Source organism: Photobacterium sp. 1_MG-2023 (assembly GCF_030547945.1).
Classification (GTDB): domain Bacteria; phylum Pseudomonadota; class Gammaproteobacteria; order Enterobacterales; family Vibrionaceae; genus Photobacterium.
The window spans coordinates 333,383-351,912 of the sequence record NZ_JAUORR010000001.1 but is presented as its reverse complement, the minus strand read 5'-3'; the positions used below and the strand labels follow the sequence as shown (position 1 = coordinate 351,912).

Genomic DNA, 18,530 nt, shown 5'->3' with positions numbered 1-18,530 from the left:
TTTGCGCACAAAAAAGAGGCCATTCGGCCTCTTTTTTCATGTCTTGCTGTGAACTGAAACCGCTTACAGCGCTGCGATGGTCGCTTTCTGCTCTTCCAGTTTGAACAGGGTTTCTTTGTAACCTTCCAGCTTCTCGCGCTCTTTGGCCACCACGGCTTCCGGCGCTTTTGCGACGAAACCTTCGTTACCCAGTTTGCCTGCGATGCGTTTGATCTCGCCCTGAGTCTTGGCCATTTCTTTGTCAAGACGTGCCAGCTCAGCGTCTTTGTCGATCAGACCCGCCATCGGAATCATCAGCGTCGACTTGCCGACCAGTGCTGTGGCACAAGCCGGTGTTTCTTCACCGGCAGCCAGTACACGCAGACTTTCCAGTTTCGCCAGCGCAACCAGAACAGCCTGGTTTTGCTGCAAACGGGCAGCGTCTTTGTCGTCGGCGGCTTTGAGCATCACATCCAGGCCTTTGCTTGGTGCAATGTCATATTCGGCGCGCAGGTTACGAATGCTGGTGATAAAGTTCTTCACCCATTCGATGTCAGCCAGTGCATCGGCATTGAAGTTCGCGTCATCATACTGAGGCAGTGCCTGTGTCATGATGGTGTCGCCTTCGACGCCTTTCACCAGTGGCTTCACGCTCTGCCAGATGGTTTCTGTGATGTACGGGATCACCGGATGGGCCAGACGCAGGGTCTTCTCCAGCACAGTAATCAGGGTACGGCGGGTCGCGCGTTGCTGCGCTTCAGTGCCTTTCCACAGAACCGGTTTGGTCAGTTCCAGATACCAGTCACAGAACTGGTTCCAGATGAACTCATAGATACTGTTGGCTGCCATATCCAGACGGAAGTTTTCAATGTGGCTGTTGAACTCTTTCGCAGCCAGCTCGAACTGAGATTCGATCCACTTGTCTGCCAGAGAGTATTCCAGCTCAGCGCCTTCGGCAAAGCCGCAATCCTGATCTTCGGTGTTCATCAGCACGTAACGGCTGGCGTTCCACAGCTTGTTACAGAAGTTCCGGTAACCTTCCAGACGCTTCATGTCCCAGTTGATGTCACGGCCGGTCGATGCCATGGCAGCCAGGGTGAAACGCAGGGCGTCAGTACCATAAGGTTCAATGCCGTTTTCGAATGTTTTACGGGTGTTTTTCTCGATCTTCGCGGCCAGTTGCGGCTGCATCATGTTGCCAGTCCGTTTCTGAACCAGAGACTCCAGATCAATCCCGTCGATCATATCGATTGGATCCAGCACGTTCCCTTTCGACTTCGACATCTTGTCGCCGTTTTCGTCACGGATCAGGCCGGTCACGTAGACGGTTTTGAATGGAACCTGTGCTTTACCGTCTTCATCTTTACAGAAGTGCATGGTCATCATGATCATGCGGGCAACCCAGAAGAAGATGATGTCGAAACCGGTCACCAGCACATCAGACGGGTGGAAGACTTTCAGATCATCGGTTTTCTCCGGCCAGCCTTGAGTCCCGAATGTCCACAGGGCAGAGGAGAACCAGGTATCCAGCACGTCGTCGTCTTGTTTCAGCACGATCACAGGTGCCAGACCGTATTTTTCACGGACTTCTTCTTCCGTGCGGCCAACATAGACGTTGCCGTCATTGTCGTACCAGGCCGGGATGCGGTGACCCCACCACAGCTGACGGGAAATACACCAGTCCTGTACGTCGCGCATCCACGAGAAGTACATGTTCTCGTACTGCTTCGGCACGAATTTGATGTCGCCGTCTTCAACCGCTTTCACTGCTGGTGCGGCAAGTGGTGCAGTGCGCACGTACCATTGGTCGGTCAGCATCGGCTCGATCACCACGCCGCCACGGTCGCCATATGGCACGGTCAGGTCGTGATCTTTGATTTCGTCCAGCAGGCCCAGGGCATCAAATTCAGCGACAATGGCTTTCCGCGCTTCAAAACGTTCCATGCCTTGATAGGCTGCAGGCATGTCGGTCGCGTAAACGTCCGTGGGTTCGCCGTTGCTGTTGAATACTTCAGCCGTATCACGGATGTTAGCGTCGAAAGTCAGAATGTTGATCATCGGCAGACTGTGACGCTTGCCTACTTCGTAGTCATTGAAATCGTGCGCCGGGGTGATCTTCACACAACCGGTGCCTTTTTCCATGTCTGCGTGCTCATCGCCCACGATAGGAATCCGGCGGTTCACGATTGGCAGCAGGATGTGTTTGCCAATGAGATCCTGATAACGCGGATCTTCTGGATTCACTGCAACGCCGGTATCACCCAGCATGGTTTCCGGACGTGTGGTGGCAACCACGATGTAATCTTTGCCATCCGCAGTTTTTACGCCATCGGCCAGCGGATAGCGGAAGTGCCACATGTGGCCCTTCTTGTCTTTGTTTTCAACTTCCAGATCTGAGATTGCCGTGTGCAGTTTTGGATCCCAGTTCACCAGGCGCTTGCCACGGTAGATCAGATCGTCTTCGTACAGACGGACAAAGACTTCACGCACGGCATTGGACAGGCCGTCATCCATGGTGAAACGCTCACGATCCCAGTCGACCGATGCACCCAGGCGGCGCAACTGCTTGGTGATGGTGCCGCCGGATTCGCCTTTCCATTCCCAGATCTTGTCAATGAAAGCTTCACGACCGTAATCGTGCTTGGTTTTGCCTTCTTCAGCAGCGATCTTACGCTCCACAACCATCTGGGTGGCAATGCCTGCGTGGTCTGTACCGACCTGCCACAGGGTGTTTTTGCCTTTCATACGCTCACAACGGATCAGGGTATCCATGATGGAATCCTGGAACGCGTGGCCCATGTGCAGGCTGCCTGTGACGTTCGGCGGTGGGATCATGATGCTGTAGGCATCTTTCGTCGTGTCACCGTGAGGCTTGAAGTAACCAGCCTCTTCCCAGCGCTGATACAGCGCTTGTTCAATCGATTGTGGGTTGTATGTCTTTTCCATAGCGCTCTTGATGGATCTCGGTGGAATTAGGGCGACTCAGGCGCAGCGGCGGTCTGTAATTGGATGCCAGCCAGGCGATACGCTTTAAAACGTTCGCGGGCCTGCTGCTTGAGTTGTTCATCGCAAGGAACGAAGTCTACCACTTGTGCAAAGGTCACGGCAAAATTTGGTGCGTCTTGTCCCAAATTTATCAGCACGGCCCGTCGGCCACTGTGGCGCATACCGGGCCAGCCGATTTCGACCGGGGAGCCCTGACGCGGACCTTCCCCAATGAGATTATGGGGGACAAAGTGATCCGGTTCCTGTTGCCAGAGGTATTCGTCCAGCCATTCGGCCTGTTCGCGGCTTTCAGCGAGCAGATAAACGGTCTGGCCTTGCTGGTAGCGCCATGCTGCCTGCTGACAGGCCAGTTTCAGCCTTGCCTCGGGGGCGGCGTCATCAATGATATAAAAGGTCGCATGGCTCATAAATTACTATCCGAAAAAAGGGGCCTGCTGGCCCCTCTGTCGATGATGATTAATCGAGGTTTTCCAGCCCGGCTCTATTGAGCAGGAACTGGACCAGCAGCGGAACCGGACGACCGGTCGCGCCTTTGTCTTTGCCTCCGGTCCAAGCGGTACCGGCGATATCCAGGTGTGCCCAGTTGTACTTCTTGGTGAAGCGCGACAGGAAGCAGCCGGCAGTGATGGTACCGGCACCCGGACTGCCCAGGTTGGCCAGATCCGCAAACGGGCTGGCCAGCTGCTCCTGGTACTCATCTGTCATTGGCAGACGCCAAGCACGGTCCCCTGCCTGCTCAGAGGCATTCACCAGCTCATGCGCCAGTGGATTGTGGTTCGCAATCAGGCCACTGATGTGATGACCCAGTGCCACAACGCAGGCGCCGGTCAGGGTGGCAACATCCACCACACATTCAGGCTCATAACGCTCGACATAAGTCAGGGCGTCGCACAGCACCAGACGACCTTCGGCATCGGTGTTCAGCACTTCAACCGTCTGGCCGGACATGGTGGTCAGAATATCACCCGGACGGTACGCACTGCCGTCTGGCATATTTTCACAACCCGCCAGTACGCCAATGACGTTCACCGGCAGATTCAGTTTCGCCAGAGAGCGCATGGCGCCGAAGACCGTCGCGGCACCACACATGTCGTATTTCATTTCGTCCATGTTGGCAGACGGCTTAATTGAAATACCGCCGGAGTCGAAGGTCAGACCTTTACCCACCAGCACAATCGGCTTGGCGTTCGGGTCCGGATGACCTTTGTACTCAATGACGGACATCATGGCTTCGTTCTTTGAGCCCTGACCAACCGCCAGATAGGACGTCATGCCCAGTTCTTTCATTTCCTGCTCGCCAATGATCTTGGTGCTGACGGTTTCAAAATCGTCTGCCAGACGGCGTGCCTGAGAAGCCAGATAAGCCGGGTTGGCCACGTTCGGTGGCATGTTGCCCAGATCTTTTGCAGCACGGACACCGGAGGCAATAGCCAGACCATGGCTGATTGCACGTTCACCCAGCGACAGTTCGCGGCGGGTCGGAACATTAAAGACCAGCTTGCGCAGCGGACGACGCGTCTCCGGCTTCGTGCTCTTGAACTGGTTGAAAGTGTAGAGGCTGTCTTTGGTGGTCTCTACCGCCTGACGAACCTTCCAGTAGGTGTCGCGGCCTTTGACATGCAGTTCAGTCAGAAAACACACGGCTTCCATCGACCCGGTTTCATTCAGGGTACTGATGGTTTTCTTGATGATTTGCTTGTACTGGCGCTCATCCAGCTCGCGTTCTTTTCCGCAGCCAACCAGCAGGACGCGCTCTGACAGCACATTAGGCACGTGATGCAGCAACAGCATCTGTCCCGGCTTTCCTTCCAGATCACCGCGACGCAGCAGGGAACTAATGTAGCCCTCGCTGATCTTATCCAGTTGTTCAGCAATTGGAGAGAGGCGGCGTGGTTCGAAGACGCCAACGACGATACAGGCACTGCGCTGTTTCTCGGGGCTACCACTTTTAACACTGAACTCCATGCGTACTCCTAACATCCTATAAAGACAATGAGGGCTAAATGATAGATAATGCCGCACTTACTTGTTGTCTCTTGAATTCAGTTTAAGATCGAAGTGCAGGCTGACAGTTAGCCGAAAGATAAAAAAATAACTGATTTACCGGAAAATTATAGTGATTCCAGCAAAAAAACAAGTTTTCTATGGGTATGTAACGCGTGATTATTGTTCGTTATTTGACACGTGAGACAATAAAGAGCCAGGTTGCAGTGCTTTTTGTATTGTTTCTTATCTTTATTAGTCAGAAGTTTATCCGCATCCTGGCCGATGCGACAGAAGGATCCATTCCCGGCGACCTGGTACTGACCCTGATGGGGTTATACATGCCGTCAATGGCGATGTTGATGCTCCCGCTCAGTCTGTATATCGGGATCTTGCTCACATTTGGGCGATTATATGCGGAAAGTGAAATAACTGTGATGAATGCCACAGGGATTGGAAATACTTTCCTTATTCGCGCAGCATTGTGGCTGGCAATCATCACGGGGTCAGTGGCAGGCTTTAATGCCTTGTGGCTGGCGCCCTGGAGTGCCGAGAAAGAAACCCAGGTGATGGAGCAGGTGGAAGCTGATTCCGGCCTTGATCTGCTGGTCAAAGGGCAGTTTCAGGGCGCGCCGGATGGTCGGGGGGTCGTTTTTGTCGATGACATTACAGACAAAGGCGGCACGTTGAATCGTGTTTTTGTGGCACAGCCGACGGCCAGTGACACCCTGCGTCCGAGCGTGATGTTTGCCAACAGCGGCACGATCAGTGAGCTGAAAGACGGCCGGCAGGTACTCGATCTGCAAGATGGGGTGCGTTACGAAGGGCTACCGACGCGTCTGGATTACAGCATCACCTCTTTTGATAACTATCAGGCGGTGATCGGGCAGCGGGCCATCAAAGAAAAGAACCGGGACTGGGATGCACTGCCGACTCTGGCGCTGATGCAGCGACCGGAGCTGGCTGCGCAGGCTGAATTCCAGTGGCGGATGTCGCTGGTGCTCTGTATTCCGTTGCTGACCATGGTGGTGGTGCCGTTATCTGCGGTGAACCCGCGACAGGGTCGTTTTGCCAAACTGGTGCCTGCGGTGCTCATCTATCTGACCTATTTCCTGGCAATCAGTGCTGCGAAATCTGCTGTCGAAGACGGTGCGTTACCGGTCGGGATCGGACTTTGGGGGATCAATATCATCATGCTGTTGGTCGCCATTGGCCTCAATAGCTGGGATACCTTACCAATGCGACTATTCAGAGAAAAATTCCGGAGACGCGGCTGATGTTTAAGATTCTCGACTGGTACATTGGCCGGACCATTATTGCGACTTCTGCATTGACTCTGTCGACGCTGGTGGGGCTGTCGGCCATCATTAAATATGTGGAACAGCTGCGTAAAGTCGGCGACGGTAGCTATGATTTGTGGAAAGCATTAATTTACGTGTTGCTCAGTGTGCCGCGTGATATTGAAATGTTTTTTCCCATGGCAGTCCTGCTTGGGGCCCTGATTGGTCTGGGAACGCTGGCCTCCAGTTCGGAGCTGGTGGTCATGCAGGCGGCAGGGTTCTCGAAACTGGATATCGGCATGTCCGTGCTGAAAACGGCGGTACCGCTGATGCTGCTGGTGATGGTGCTGGGGCAATGGGGGGCGCCACAGGCGCAAAAGGCAGCCCGTGAACTCCGGGCGGTCTGGACCTCCGGGGGGAACGTGTTCTCGGTACAGCGGGGAGTCTGGGCCAAAGATGACAATGACTTCATCTATATTGGTCGGATCCATGAACAAACCACGCTCAATGCCATCAACATCTGGGAATTCGATGAGAATGACGTCTTAAAGGAAAACCTGTTCGCCCGTACGGCAACCTTTGTCGAGGAGAAAGGCTGGGAACTGAAAGATGTCACCGTGACCCAGATCGGTGAGGTAAAACAGGAAAATACGCATTTTGATACGAAAATCTGGCAAACCAGTCTGACGCCGGACAAGCTGGCCGTGGTTACGGTGAAACCGGAAGAACTGGCACTGACCGGCGTCTATGACTATGTGAGTTATCTGAAAGATACCAAGCAAGATGCGTCCCGGTATGAGCTGGCTTTCTGGCGTAAAGCGCTTCAGCCGGTTTCGATCGCCGTCATGATGTTGCTGGCTCTGTCGTTCGTGTTCGGGCCACTGCGTTCGGTCACGATGGGGGCCAGAGTATTGTCCGGGGTGATTTTTGGATTTGCCTTCTATATCTCCAACGAAGTTTTCGGTCCGCTGAGTATTGTCTATCGGCTGCATCCGGTGATTGGGGCATTGGGGCCAAGTTTGGTGTTCCTTGGCATTACACTGTATTTGCTCAAGCGAAAACTCTGAGACAGAATCATCAACAAATAGAAATGGCGCCGTTCAGGCGCCATTTTTTTATCCGTGAGCACTTAGTTCGGTTTCGGCAGTAAGACCATTTCGCACTCTGCCATCAGATCCTGAAAAGACTGTTTGGTGGTGCTGAAGGGAACCATCAGATTGCCTAAACCAAAAGCTGACGTTGCCATCCGGATCAGGGCCTGCGTCAGGCGAATGTTGGAACCGTCCGCATTTTGGATGCGTAGTTTCCAGGCCCGCATGCCCAGTGTCTGTCCGGCTTTACACCAGAAATAAGCATAAAATCCAATCACACTCAAAGCCAGATACATCGAATACAGCGGGGCAGCCACCGAATGTCTGCTGAGGTATTCACTGGCATCGATATAAGGTGCCAGCGTCAGTATGCCGGTATTGAGCAGGATGGCGACGACTGCCATTGCCAGTCCGCCCGCGAGCATGAGTACGGCCGCAACGACCAGCGCATCATAAATCCAGGCGCCGATCCGGCGGAAAAGCCCCGGATATTGTTTGGTGTGCGTTGTGTCCTGATTCACTTTCGTTGTCATGGTTCCACCAGAAAATGTGAGCGATCGGCCAAACCGGCCTGCCAGAAAAATCTGGCGCACAGTGTAGCAATACTTCTTTCGCAGGGGTACATACCAAAGGTGTCTCCCCACGTTTATTCGTTGAATTGAAAGCCTTGATGTGTAAATTGGTTGATGTGTTTGCATCGTGTTGAAAAAAACAGCAAACGGTTCGTGAGGCCAGATAAAGTTTCTTGCACATCAACACGGTATACGTATAATGACCCCCATCTGCCCGGGTGGCGAAATTGGTAGACGCAGCGGATTCAAAATCCGCCGGTGGTAACACTGTGCCGGTTCAAGTCCGGCCCCGGGCACCAACTTCAACGACAAAGCCTCGACGAAAGTCGGGGCTTTGTCGTTTCTGCGTTCTGAAACGGACGCCCGCTTTTCTCTTGTCATCAAACGCAGGAAAGCGGGCTGATGTTTTCTGTCTTCTTCTCTAATACCAATCGCAGTCAATCACTGGTCATCCTAGCTTGTTCAAATGTTCGATCACTGCGTTAGATTTTTTGATTGTAGAATCACTACTTATCTAAAAAATCTGCCTTGTTCTCAAACATTTTTCCTGCGCTATATCTGATCATTGACTTACTTTGGTTGGTATAAAAACATTCCTCAGACTTGAAGTATGAAACCCGAAAATGTCTGCATATACTGGATGTTCAGGGACGCTTTGTTCATTCAGGGAAAATCTTTTGAAGACTCAATTGATCAGCCTGTTCCTCGGACTCGGACTCGCGGGATGTGGCTTACAGATGCATCATGGTCGCCCGGATATCCTGACGGAACACGCCAGATATCGCATTGCAGATCAGTCTGATGACGATGGCAGACAAATCCGGTTTGCCGATTTTCAGGGAGTGATCCGAAAGCGTTGGGTGAATCTTCATGAAGCGGGTGATTTTCCGGACGCGCACCATGCACCATTCAATGTGCAGGAAGTGCAACTGACGTTGTCGGGGTTTACCGATGTACAGGCTGCCATGAATTACCGGCAGGCCTGCGTTCAAACAAAGCCTGTCTTCGGGGCAGGGGACTCATTGTTTGGGGATGAGCCAGTGTTGCTCAGTGGCGCAGCGCAGGTGAAACAAGCGTTGTGGACCGTGCAAAATACGGCTCTGCTTGAAAATGAAGCCAAAGACGCCATTGAGGTTGGCGGCAACCGCGTCCGGCTTAATCAACGTGTGATCGCAGAATATCATTTCTCGTCAGGGCAGCCTTTAGGCGCTCGCGGCGATTATGTCTGGCTGGATGAATCACTGCCGGATGAACGTCGTGTTCTGGCGGCCTTGATGGTTGTCTATGCGATGACGTATGAGGCAGTTTCCTGTGCATTGAATTAGTTTAACATCCATCTTAATGTATGCTCTCTGTTTCTTAATGAGAACAGGTTGGAGCTATTGATGAAATATGTTTTAACGGCGGCGATGATAGCAGCCAGTGGGTTGGTTCAGTCTGCTGAGACAATCGACTGTGGTGAGGTGGATTTGAAAACTGTTTATGTGCAGGCTGATCGCGGAGATGGGTCTTTCCATGCCAACAAAATGTTGATCTTGATGGGGGCGGGGAAGAATGCCGCTTGCAATGATATTACGTTTGCCTATCTGGAAAATAATGATGACGCTTATGACAGTACGTTATCGATGGCGATTTCGGCTTATATGGCAGGCAAAAAGCTCCGGGTTGTTGTTGAAGATGCACCAGCTCAGGCTGATGCGAAAAGGATTGCCTGGATAAACTTTTGAATCAGAGACTGAACGGCATGTATGCTGTTCGATTTAACTGACTGAAAAGTCATGTTATCTCTCACAACACCTGTATTCGTGCAACTGGTTCAGGTCAGACAGGTTCCGCAAACCATTGCCTGATGGCGGGAGATGTCTGCCGCAGGTTAACCGCACGATTGATCACTGGCTTCGGAAGGATTTCCGAAGCTTGTGTTCTCAGCGTCTTGCTTTTTTCTCTGGCAAACGTTTTCTTTTTCCTGACCGGAAATCGGTGCTGGAAATTAGATGCATGTCACATTAATATGCGCTCCCGGCTTGCGTGTTCAACCTGAATTCAGATTGAACTCTGCAGTTGCCAGCTATCAGTCGCCGCGTTTGCCCATGGATGCCAGGTGTTGCACTGAGATGCTTCTTGGCACACACGCATGACGGAATTTCTCGCCTTCGGCAGCTTTGCGTGCGCCAGTCCACACTCATCGGACTTCGACATCGCAAGGTAGTTTTATGCAGCTTCTCTTCAGCGCGGCAGGTATCGTCGCAATTTTTTTATGTGCGTATGCACTTTCAACCAATCGACAGGCCATTCGCTGGCGAACCGTATGCGGCGCATTCGGGTTGCAGTTTGCGCTGGCAGCCTTTGTGCTGTATCTGCCGTGGGGGCAATCCCTGCTCGGTAAGATGAGCCAGGGAGTATCGACCATTATCGGATTCGCCAACGAAGGGATTGGATTTGTCTTCGGCCCGCTTGCAGACAGTGGGGCTGTGGGGTTTGTGTTCGCTGTCAAAGTTTTACCGCTCATCATTTTTATCAGCGCACTCATTTCTCTGCTCTATTATCTGGGTGTCATGGGCGTGGTGATCCGGGTGATCGGCGGTGGTCTGGAACGTTTGCTGGGAACAACCCGTGCTGAATCTCTGGTCGCGACCAGTAATATTTTTCTGTCTCAGGGCGAATCGCCTCTGGTCGTCCGACCATTTCTGGCTTCCATGACGCGTTCAGAGCTGTTCGCTGTGATGGTGGGCGGCATGGCTTCCGTCGCTGGCAGTGTTTTGGGCGGTTATGCAGCCATGGGCGTGGATCTGAAGTACCTGATTGCAGCCAGCTTTATGGCGGCTCCGGGCGGACTGCTGATGGCGAAAATCATGGTGCCGGAAACCCAGCAGCCCGTTGATCAGTCAGAGATTGACCTCTCTGGCAGTGAGCAAAGTAATGCAATTGATGCGCTGGCATCCGGTGCCATGAACGGGATGAAAGTTGCCGTTGCGGTCGGCACCATGCTGATTGCCTTTATCAGCGTGATTGCCATGGTGAACCACGGACTGGATCTTCTGGGTCAGGAGCTGGAGATTCAGGGGTTGTCTCTGCAGCGTCTTTTCGGTTACCTGTTTGCGCCGCTGGCCTTTGTCACGGGTGTCCCAATGGATGAAGTGATGGCTGTTGGCAGCCTGCTGGGCCAGAAGATCGCCATGAATGAATTCGTTGCCTTTATGGATTTCGCGACCGTGAAAGATACTTTGTCGGCACACAGCCAGATCATCGTGGTGTTTGCCCTGTGTGGTTTTGCGAATATCGGTTCGATTGCCATTCAGCTGGGCTCAATTGGTGCCATGGTGCCGGAGCGTCGTAAAGATGTTGCCAGCCTGGGAATTCGTGCCGTGATTGCCGCGACGTTTGCCAACCTGATGAGTGCTTCACTGGCAGGCTTCTTTACGCAATTGTCTCTGTAATCACCGACCTCCGGAGTATATTCAGAGAAAAGCAGCACTGTGGCTGATGCGCTCCGGCATCAGAGCCCAGTGCTGTTTTTTTATGCCTGCCAGTGGGCTGAAGGGGAGAAAAAGGGGCGCCAGATTGGACTGAAGGCATCGGTGAGGGCAAAAAGCAGCTAAACTCAGTGCATTACGATGAACGTCGCAGGAGGGACAGATGATTGATCTGGTGACTTTGGGCGTTACGGTTTTTATGGGCTTTTTCGCCATCATGAACCCCATTGCCAATACCGCGGTGTTTACGGGGCTGACGGCGCACCAGTCCAGTGCCGAAAAAAGACAAACTGCCATCAAAGCGCTGACGGCTGCATTCTTTATTGTCGCGGCGTTCAGTTTGCTGGGAAAAGGGATATTCCAGTTATTTGGCATTACCTTGCCAGCGCTGCGTCTGGCAGGAGGCATTCTGGTCTTTTTAGTCGGCTTTCATATGTTGCAGGGGAGCAGTTCTGCCATGCACTCTCAAAGTCCCAGTCGTGATGCCGAGGATATCTCGATTTCGCCGCTCGCCATTCCGATTCTGGCCGGTCCGGGCACCATCGCGACCGCGATGAATTATTCTGCGGCAGCGAGTCTGCTGCATATTCTGATCACCATCTCGGCATTTGCGGTGTTGTGCCTGCTCACCCTGATTTGCTTTTTATACGCGCAGAAACTGGTGGATTTTCTGGGGAAAGACGGGGTGAATGTGATCACTCGAATCATGGGGTTACTCCTAACGGTCATCGCGATGCAGATGCTGATTCAGGGGGTACATGATGCGATGCATCTGTTTACGCCTGCGGGCGGGCCGTGAACCTCAAGAATCATGAACACTGAGAAAAGATGATGAGCGACAGATCTGAGCATGCGTTGTATTGAAATTGGGATTGTGTGAAAGGCAATGGCATTCTTTCGTCTGTTACGAATAAAAACCTCAATGTTTTTTATTTATTTGATTTTATTTAGTTTTATATTTTTATCGCCTGAGTTTGATTTACATCAAGTCTGATGCCTGACGCATTTCCTCCCTCTTATTATACTTATACCTGATCAAATCGTCGGGGGTGAATCTTCTGTGTGGAAGGAGGTTGAAAATGCGTACTGACGTTAAAAAAAGTGGATTTCCTTCACTGCTGGATAATGATTTTGACAACTTGTTTCAAGGCTTCTTCCGGCCAGTGCTCGGCGGTGATTTTTTGAATCAAGCCAGTCAATTGCCTGCGGTGGATATTCATGAAACCAAGGACAATTATGTTCTGACTGCAGAGCTGCCTGGATTCAGTAAAGAGGATATTCAGGTATCGTTCCACAACGGTAAATTAACCATTGCCGCTGAACATAAAGAAGAAACCGAGAAAAAACAGGAAGGACAAGCTGTTTTGACAGAACGGCGCTACAACAGCTATTCGCGCACTTTCCAGTTCGGATCGAATATTGCTGAGCACGACATCGATGCGGCCTATCAGGATGGTGTATTGCGTCTGGTGATGCCAAAAACAGCGATAAGTGAGCCTGAAGTACGGAAAATTGAAGTCCGTTAAACTTAGGGCGTTATCATAAACATCAGGTGCGGGCAGCAATGCCGGCACCTGCTGCCAGTCAGACAGGGGATTTCCCCTGATATCGGAGGTCTGGAAAATGAAAACTTTTGTTCTCACCGCGTTATTTGTGACGATTGCAGGGCTGTCCGGATGTGACAGATCCAGTCAGGGCTTTAGCTTACCTCAGGGCAATGCTGAGCTGGGCGAACAGGTTTTTGTGAAGTACCAATGTCTGCGTTGCCACACGATGGCTGGCTATGAAGCAGAAGCCGAGACTCTGTCCGGTGCGCTGCAAACGCCGGTACAGCTTGGTGGACAGGTGAGTCGCATCCGGACTTATCCTGAGCTGGTGACTTCGGTGATTAACCCCTCACACAAACTCGCCGAAGGCTATGATGGGGCAGATATTCAGGTTGATGGCCAGTCTGTGATGCCGAACTTCAATGATGTGATGACGGTGACTGAGTTGGTGAATCTGGTGTATTTTCTGGAAGACCATTATGAGTTAGAACCCTATCCGCGTACAGAGTATGTCAGCCCTCACTGAGTGTGTGTCTGCGTGGCTCACTGCTATTTCTACAGCGATTCGGCTGGAATAGCAAAAAGCACCACCAGCGCCAGAATGATGACCAGCAGAGTGAATGCACACCTGAGCCATCTGCGCTTTGTGGTTGCCTGAATTTCCCCTGCCAGTAACCAGGCAGTCATGCATTGGGTGAGGTAGTAGAGCGCGAAGGCTTGCGAGGCGAGCGTGATGATTGAAAACAGGTTGGTACTCCAGATCAGGGCAATGGCAAGACAGACGGCAACCGTGTAGCCTGTGCGCTCACTGTGCTTTTTCTTGATCACCTCATGAAATAACCCGCCAAAGCCTGCTGTGTCTGCAACGGCGGCACTGAACTGGCTCATCACGGCAGCAACAGTCAACAAAATGGGCAGCAATAAGCTTACCTGCTGGCTCATGGTGATAATGGCTGTTTCTGACGGTGAACTGTTGCTGATTGGAAGCAGAGAATGCGCTAGAGTGACAAAAACTAGGTATATCAAAGCGGATAACCACTGGGCATATTTCATTGTTTGGATGCGGTGTCTGGCTGAGTACGCACTGCCAAGGTAACGTGAGGTTTCAAATCCTTGAACCACCAGGAGCATGCCTGCGAGCAAACGCAATGCGTGGATAGGATCGCTGACGGGGGCCGAGGGAATAAATAATGATTCGGCAGGCGTTTGGAACTGATAGGCCGTCAGGCCAACCAGCAGGGCTGCGATGATACTGAGTTTGATGCTGACCGCAAATTCTTCAGCAACTTCCATGCCACTCAAGCCCCGGAAGACGCCAGTGATAGCGATGCATAACAGGCAAACTGTTGCGATTGAGTTGGCGATGGCTATATGGGTGCTCATGTTGAATGCATTCAGCACGAAAGAGGCAAATAACCTGATGTAAAAAGCGATAGAAATCAGGTAGGCAATGGCAAGTATGAATTTGCTGGTAAGTTCTATGACTGTTAATAGCGGCGCTGCCGGGTTGGCGTCTTTATCCAGCTGAGCAATGTTGAACCGAATGACCCAACCAATGCAATAAGCCAGCAAGACAATCAGTAGCATTGCAATTGTGCTCCAGGATCCGACGGCATAGCCGAGTAGTGGTGCAATCACCAGAAAGCCGCTGCCTATGATTGAGGCAAGTGGTGTCAGTGTGGCCCGCCAGATTTTGTTCTTTCGCATGCCCGGCATTAGCAGTCCTGAAAGTGCAATGGCTATAGTCAGCAGTAGCACGGCGTTCAGTAAAATACATCCCCCCTTGATTTAAAGGTACCTCTCCTTAAAAGGCAGAGTTTTTAAGATCTTATGGTATTGAGTATAGGGTGCGATCAGGTGTCGCAAAGGTAAATTCAGGAATTTGTTAGGGGCAGATCATTGGTCAAGCGTAATCCGCTTTACAAGCCAAGGCGCAATGGGCGAGACTTCACCTGATATTATTATGGTCAATATTGTGTGCTGTCAGCTGCTGTGCGTGACACGACAATCGACTAAACAGGTTGAATGCTAATTATGTGGATCCCCTTACTGGACAATCTAGAACAAGTAGTAACCTACTTTTTAACACATAAGTTGTTGTTAAGTTTGTGTCTTATTCTGCTTGTGATCTTGCTTCGCCGGATAACAATTACCCGGATTCGTGGTGAGGCCAATTTTCTCAGTGAAGATCAGCGAAAATGGATCTCGCGCACCAAAAATGGTGCCTTCACTTTATTGTTACTGACGCTTTTTCTGTTATGGGAATCGGAAATCAGCAAATTTGCCTTGTCGCTGACAGCGATCGCGGTGGCACTGGTGGTGGCGTCGAAGGAAATTATTCTGTGTTTGACCGGATCCCTGCAGCGAGCCAGTTCGCGATCGTTCAGAATTGGTGACTGGATTGAAGTCGGGCCGGTTTGTGGCGAGGTGATTGAGCACAATCTAATGGCGACCGTGATTCAGGAGATCGCTTTGCAGCAAGGGCAGTATCACTACACCGGAAAGACCATCACACTGCCAAACAGTATGTTTTTCACGGTTGCCGTCAAAAATCTCAATTTCATGAAACGCTATGTTTATCATGGTTTTACGATCACTGTGAAAGAAACGGTGAATCTGTATCCGATGGTGCCGATGATGCTGCAGAAAATAGACGCGCACATTGTTGAATTTTTTGATGTGGCACAGCGTTACAATCATATGATTGAACGTCATGCTGGTGTCGATTTACCGGGAGCGGATCCGCACATTTATATCACCACCACCCCGACGGGGGAGCAGCAGGTTCACTTTAAACTGTTTTGTCCCACCATTCAGGCAGCAGAGCTGGAAGCGATCATCCGGGAAGAATTTATGACCATGTATTGCCGGGATTTTCTGCCTCAGCCGAAACAGGAACCCTGTGTACCGGATCCTGTTGAATCCGTTCTGTAGTGCAAAATGAAAGCAGCGCCCGAAGACGCTGCTTTTTATGCGAACAATGAACAAACATGGTTTACCTGACAACGTCATCCCTGCTGGTCAGGCGGTCTCCTTTCGGATAACCCATACGAACAACACAGTTTGAGGTTGGTGGAGAACCACCACTTTGTATGTTGCAATGCCTGTGCCAATTGAATCTACGATTTAACCTCTTGATTTTTAAATATCATTTCCAGCGGATGTTTCACGGCTTGATGCTGTTTTGCAAAATGCATTTATCGGTTTGAAAGTTGCAGTGTGTGATTGCATTTTAGGACACTTCCCGGCATTGTGCGTGTGGTTGACTATGTGTTTCAGAGATGTCGGTGCTCATCGAAGGCATATCTGAAGCAGATAACACTTGATTGACAATGTTTGGCATAGGGAGGTTTGATGCGCGAAGTAACTTATCCGATTCGGGGCGCCTGTCAGTGTGGCGGGGTCACTTATTCTTTGCTGGCACCACCGAAAATGGTAGTGGCCTGTCATTGTAAGGAATGCCAGAAATTATCCACCAGTGCCTTCAGTATTACTGCGATGGTCGATGCGGAGAATCTGGTTTTCGAAGGCGTGATGTCGGACTGGTCCCGTCCGGCGGACAGCGGCAACACCAGCGCTGCAAAATTTTGTCCAACCTGCGGCAATCGGATCTATCATTATGATCCGAATCAGCCGAATGCGATTAAGCTGAAACCCAGCAATCTGGAAGATACCCGTATCATTGAGCCGACATTGCATGTCTGGACCAGTGAAAAACAGGCCTGGTATCAAATCCCGGATGGTGTGAAGCAGTTTGAGAAACAGCCTTAACCGACTCGTTTTCAATGAATAACCACCTGCGTGCAGGTGGTTTTTTTTATGCCAGTTTCAGTGACATGAATCCATGCAGATTGAATCGCTGCGATATTCGAAACGCTTCTGACCCAATGGTCACGAACCGGTTCTGGTGAGTTTTTGTTCTACACTCTGATTGTGCAGTCGTAAGATAATAACAAGAAATGGGTGTACTGATGAGCAAAGATCGAGAACCAAAGACTGTTCGCTTCTGCTGGCTGACGGGTGTCTTCCTCTTGCTGGTGACGAGCGGGCCTGAGGCGAAAACTGAATCAGAGGCCAAAGCACAAATCAAACAGGATCTGATTGGCTTCTGTGCCGATTGTCATGGCCGGCAAGGGATATCCGAACTGAAAAATGTGCCCAACCTCAGAGCGCAGCCGCCGGCCTATCTGAAGGCGCAGCTGGAAGCGTTTCGCAGCAAGACCAGAAGCACCACTTTCATGGATGCTTTCATCTATCAGATTTCAGATGCCCAGATCGAACAGGCTGTCGCGCATTTCTCCTCTCAACCAGCAAGTTTAAAAACGCAACCTGTGTGGCGTGGTGAAAAGTGGCCGGGGGATATGTCCCCGGGTGAGCAACTGGCGTATGTCGGCAAACTCGCCCCGCATGTGCCAGCCTGTGTTGCCTGTCATGGCCCGAGCGGAATTGGCGTTGAGCCGTCGTTCCCCCGGCTGGAAGGCCAGAAATCTGATTATATGGTGAATCAGCTGAAGGCCTGGAAAGCCGATAAACGGCCACCCGGCCCGTTGGGCGTGATGGCTGCCATTGCAAAATCCCTCACCGATGATGAGATTCTTGCCGTCTCTGAATACTTTGCACAACTGGGAGGTGAGCAATGAAAGCGTTCAACGTGTTCACGCTGTGTCTTCTGAGTACAGCCGTTACAGCGGCGACCGAATTTGAACAGGAATACCGGCATCTGGGCGAGATAGAAGCAGGCCAGCGTCTGCCGGACGGGGAAAGCTATCACGCCACGCCAGACTGGAATAACTTACCGGAAGCGCATTTTGGTGATGCAGTGAAACAGGGCTATCAGGTGTTCACCAACACCCAGTCTCTGAAGTCTCAGGGCGTGATCAAAGGGGGGCTGAATTGTGTGAACTGCCACTTGAATGCCGGCCGCCTTGCCGGAAGCGCACCGTTGTGGGCGGCTTATGTTGCTTATCCGGCTTATCGTTCAAAGAATCAGCGGGTGAATAATTACGAAGATCGGTTGCAGGGGTGCTTTCGCTATTCCATGAATGGCGGCGATAAGGTGCCAGCACTTGATAGTGATGAAATCCGCGCATTAACGGCTTATTCCTATTGGCTGGCAACCAATGCGCCCGTGAACAGCCAGCTGCCGGGGCGGGGATTTTTCAGTGTAGAGAAACCCAAAGTAGCGCCGGATTATAGCCGGGGCGAAGCGGTGTATCAGGAAAAATGTGCGTTTTGCCATGCGGAAAACGGGGAAGGCCGTAAAGTGGCGGATCGTTATGTATTTCCGCCGCTGTGGGGGGAAGACAGCTACAACTGGGGCGCAGGTATGCATCAGATCAATACCGCGGCTGCCTTTATCAAAGCCAATATGCCCCTGGGGATGGGCAATACACTGAGTGATCAGGAAGCCTGGGATGTGGCCATGTATATCGACAGCCAGGATCGTCCGCAGGATCCGCGATTTACCGGTCATGTGAAAGAAACCGCAGAAAAATATCACAGTCATCAGGGGATGTACGGTAAACCTTCACCAGCAGATAAGCATGTGCTTGGTGAACCTTCTAAAAAATGACCCGCTGACTCAACTCGCGCGGCTCAA

Annotated in this window: 17 protein-coding genes and 1 tRNA gene; 13 read left to right on the top strand and 5 right to left on the bottom strand. The window is 51.5% G+C overall.

The annotated features are described in order from the left end of the window. Positions 1 to 63 precede the first annotated feature (63 nt). From Q4579_RS01495 to pepA, 3 genes are read right to left on the bottom strand one after another with little or no spacing between them, the layout of a single operon-like run. The gene (locus Q4579_RS01495; RefSeq protein ID WP_303561077.1) at positions 64 to 2,925 is read right to left on the bottom strand and encodes a valine--tRNA ligase; all 2,862 of its coding nucleotides are present in this window, start codon (positions 2,923 to 2,925) and stop codon (positions 64 to 66) included. A 26-nt stretch (positions 2,926 to 2,951) separates the two neighbouring features. Beyond that, complete coding sequence (locus Q4579_RS01490; RefSeq protein WP_211647104.1) at positions 2,952 to 3,392, bottom strand: DNA polymerase III subunit chi; 441 nt, start codon at positions 3,390 to 3,392, stop codon at positions 2,952 to 2,954. Positions 3,393 to 3,441: 49 nt separating this feature from the next. Further along, positions 3,442 to 4,950, bottom strand: a complete 1,509-nt coding sequence (gene pepA, locus Q4579_RS01485; protein ID WP_303561074.1) for a leucyl aminopeptidase — start codon at positions 4,948 to 4,950, stop codon at positions 3,442 to 3,444. 194 nt (positions 4,951 to 5,144) lie between these two features. Here pepA and lptF point away from each other — a divergent pair, with 194 nt between their 5' ends. Next, complete coding sequence (lptF, locus tag Q4579_RS01480; protein WP_211647106.1) at positions 5,145 to 6,245, top strand: LPS export ABC transporter permease LptF; 1,101 nt, start codon at positions 5,145 to 5,147, stop codon at positions 6,243 to 6,245. Beyond that, positions 6,245 to 7,315, top strand: a complete 1,071-nt coding sequence (gene lptG / locus Q4579_RS01475) for an LPS export ABC transporter permease LptG (protein ID WP_303561071.1) — start codon at positions 6,245 to 6,247, stop codon at positions 7,313 to 7,315. Before lptF ends, lptG begins: the two co-directional genes overlap by 1 nt. Positions 7,316 to 7,377: 62 nt before the next feature. Here the strand turns inward: lptG and Q4579_RS01470 are convergent, their stop codons facing one another. Further along, positions 7,378 to 7,872, bottom strand: coding sequence for an RDD family protein (locus Q4579_RS01470; protein ID WP_303561069.1), 495 nt, complete (start codon positions 7,870 to 7,872; stop codon positions 7,378 to 7,380). A gap of 251 nt (positions 7,873 to 8,123) precedes the next feature. Here Q4579_RS01470 and Q4579_RS01465 point away from each other — a divergent pair. The 7 genes from Q4579_RS01465 (at position 8,124) to Q4579_RS01435 (ending at position 13,457) form a co-directional block, all read left to right on the top strand. Further along, positions 8,124 to 8,210 (top strand) — tRNA-Leu (locus tag Q4579_RS01465). A 378-nt stretch (positions 8,211 to 8,588) separates the two neighbouring features. Continuing rightward, positions 8,589 to 9,236: a hypothetical protein gene (locus Q4579_RS01460; protein WP_303561067.1), complete on the top strand. Its 648-nt coding sequence runs from the start codon at positions 8,589 to 8,591 to the stop codon at positions 9,234 to 9,236. A gap of 60 nt (positions 9,237 to 9,296) precedes the next feature. Then, positions 9,297 to 9,638 (top strand): hypothetical protein, encoded by a 342-nt coding sequence (locus Q4579_RS01455; RefSeq protein WP_303561065.1) that lies wholly within the window; start codon positions 9,297 to 9,299, stop codon positions 9,636 to 9,638. Between the two features lie 486 nt (positions 9,639 to 10,124). Continuing rightward, positions 10,125 to 11,348 (top strand): NupC/NupG family nucleoside CNT transporter, encoded by a 1,224-nt coding sequence (locus Q4579_RS01450; RefSeq protein ID WP_303561064.1) that lies wholly within the window; start codon positions 10,125 to 10,127, stop codon positions 11,346 to 11,348. Positions 11,349 to 11,547: 199 nt separating this feature from the next. Continuing rightward, positions 11,548 to 12,183 (top strand): MarC family protein, encoded by a 636-nt coding sequence (locus tag Q4579_RS01445; RefSeq protein WP_303561063.1) that lies wholly within the window; start codon positions 11,548 to 11,550, stop codon positions 12,181 to 12,183. Positions 12,184 to 12,463: 280 nt separating this feature from the next. Continuing rightward, positions 12,464 to 12,910, top strand: a complete 447-nt coding sequence (locus Q4579_RS01440; RefSeq protein WP_303561060.1) for an Hsp20/alpha crystallin family protein — start codon at positions 12,464 to 12,466, stop codon at positions 12,908 to 12,910. A 97-nt stretch (positions 12,911 to 13,007) separates the two neighbouring features. Beyond that, positions 13,008 to 13,457, top strand: a complete 450-nt coding sequence (locus Q4579_RS01435; protein ID WP_303561059.1) for a cytochrome C — start codon at positions 13,008 to 13,010, stop codon at positions 13,455 to 13,457. A 29-nt stretch (positions 13,458 to 13,486) separates the two neighbouring features. On the opposite strand, the gene Q4579_RS01430 is transcribed toward Q4579_RS01435, so the two are convergent. After that, complete coding sequence (locus Q4579_RS01430; protein WP_303561057.1) at positions 13,487 to 14,638, bottom strand: hypothetical protein; 1,152 nt, start codon at positions 14,636 to 14,638, stop codon at positions 13,487 to 13,489. A 342-nt stretch (positions 14,639 to 14,980) separates the two neighbouring features. On the opposite strand from Q4579_RS01430, the gene Q4579_RS01425 reads away from it, so the two are divergent. The 4 genes from Q4579_RS01425 (at position 14,981) to Q4579_RS01410 (ending at position 18,503) form a co-directional block, all read left to right on the top strand. Next, the gene (locus tag Q4579_RS01425) at positions 14,981 to 15,865 is read left to right on the top strand and encodes a mechanosensitive ion channel family protein (RefSeq protein ID WP_303561158.1); all 885 of its coding nucleotides are present in this window, start codon (positions 14,981 to 14,983) and stop codon (positions 15,863 to 15,865) included. Positions 15,866 to 16,285: 420 nt separating this feature from the next. Then, positions 16,286 to 16,702 (top strand): GFA family protein, encoded by a 417-nt coding sequence (locus Q4579_RS01420; protein WP_303561056.1) that lies wholly within the window; start codon positions 16,286 to 16,288, stop codon positions 16,700 to 16,702. Between the two features lie 200 nt (positions 16,703 to 16,902). Next, the gene (locus tag Q4579_RS01415; RefSeq protein WP_303561054.1) at positions 16,903 to 17,571 is read left to right on the top strand and encodes a cytochrome c; all 669 of its coding nucleotides are present in this window, start codon (positions 16,903 to 16,905) and stop codon (positions 17,569 to 17,571) included. Further along, on the top strand, positions 17,568 to 18,503 hold the full coding sequence (locus Q4579_RS01410; protein WP_303561053.1) for a c-type cytochrome: 936 nt from the start codon (positions 17,568 to 17,570) through the stop codon (positions 18,501 to 18,503). The genes Q4579_RS01415 and Q4579_RS01410 overlap by 4 nt, the downstream gene beginning before the upstream one ends. Positions 18,504 to 18,530 lie beyond the last annotated feature (27 nt).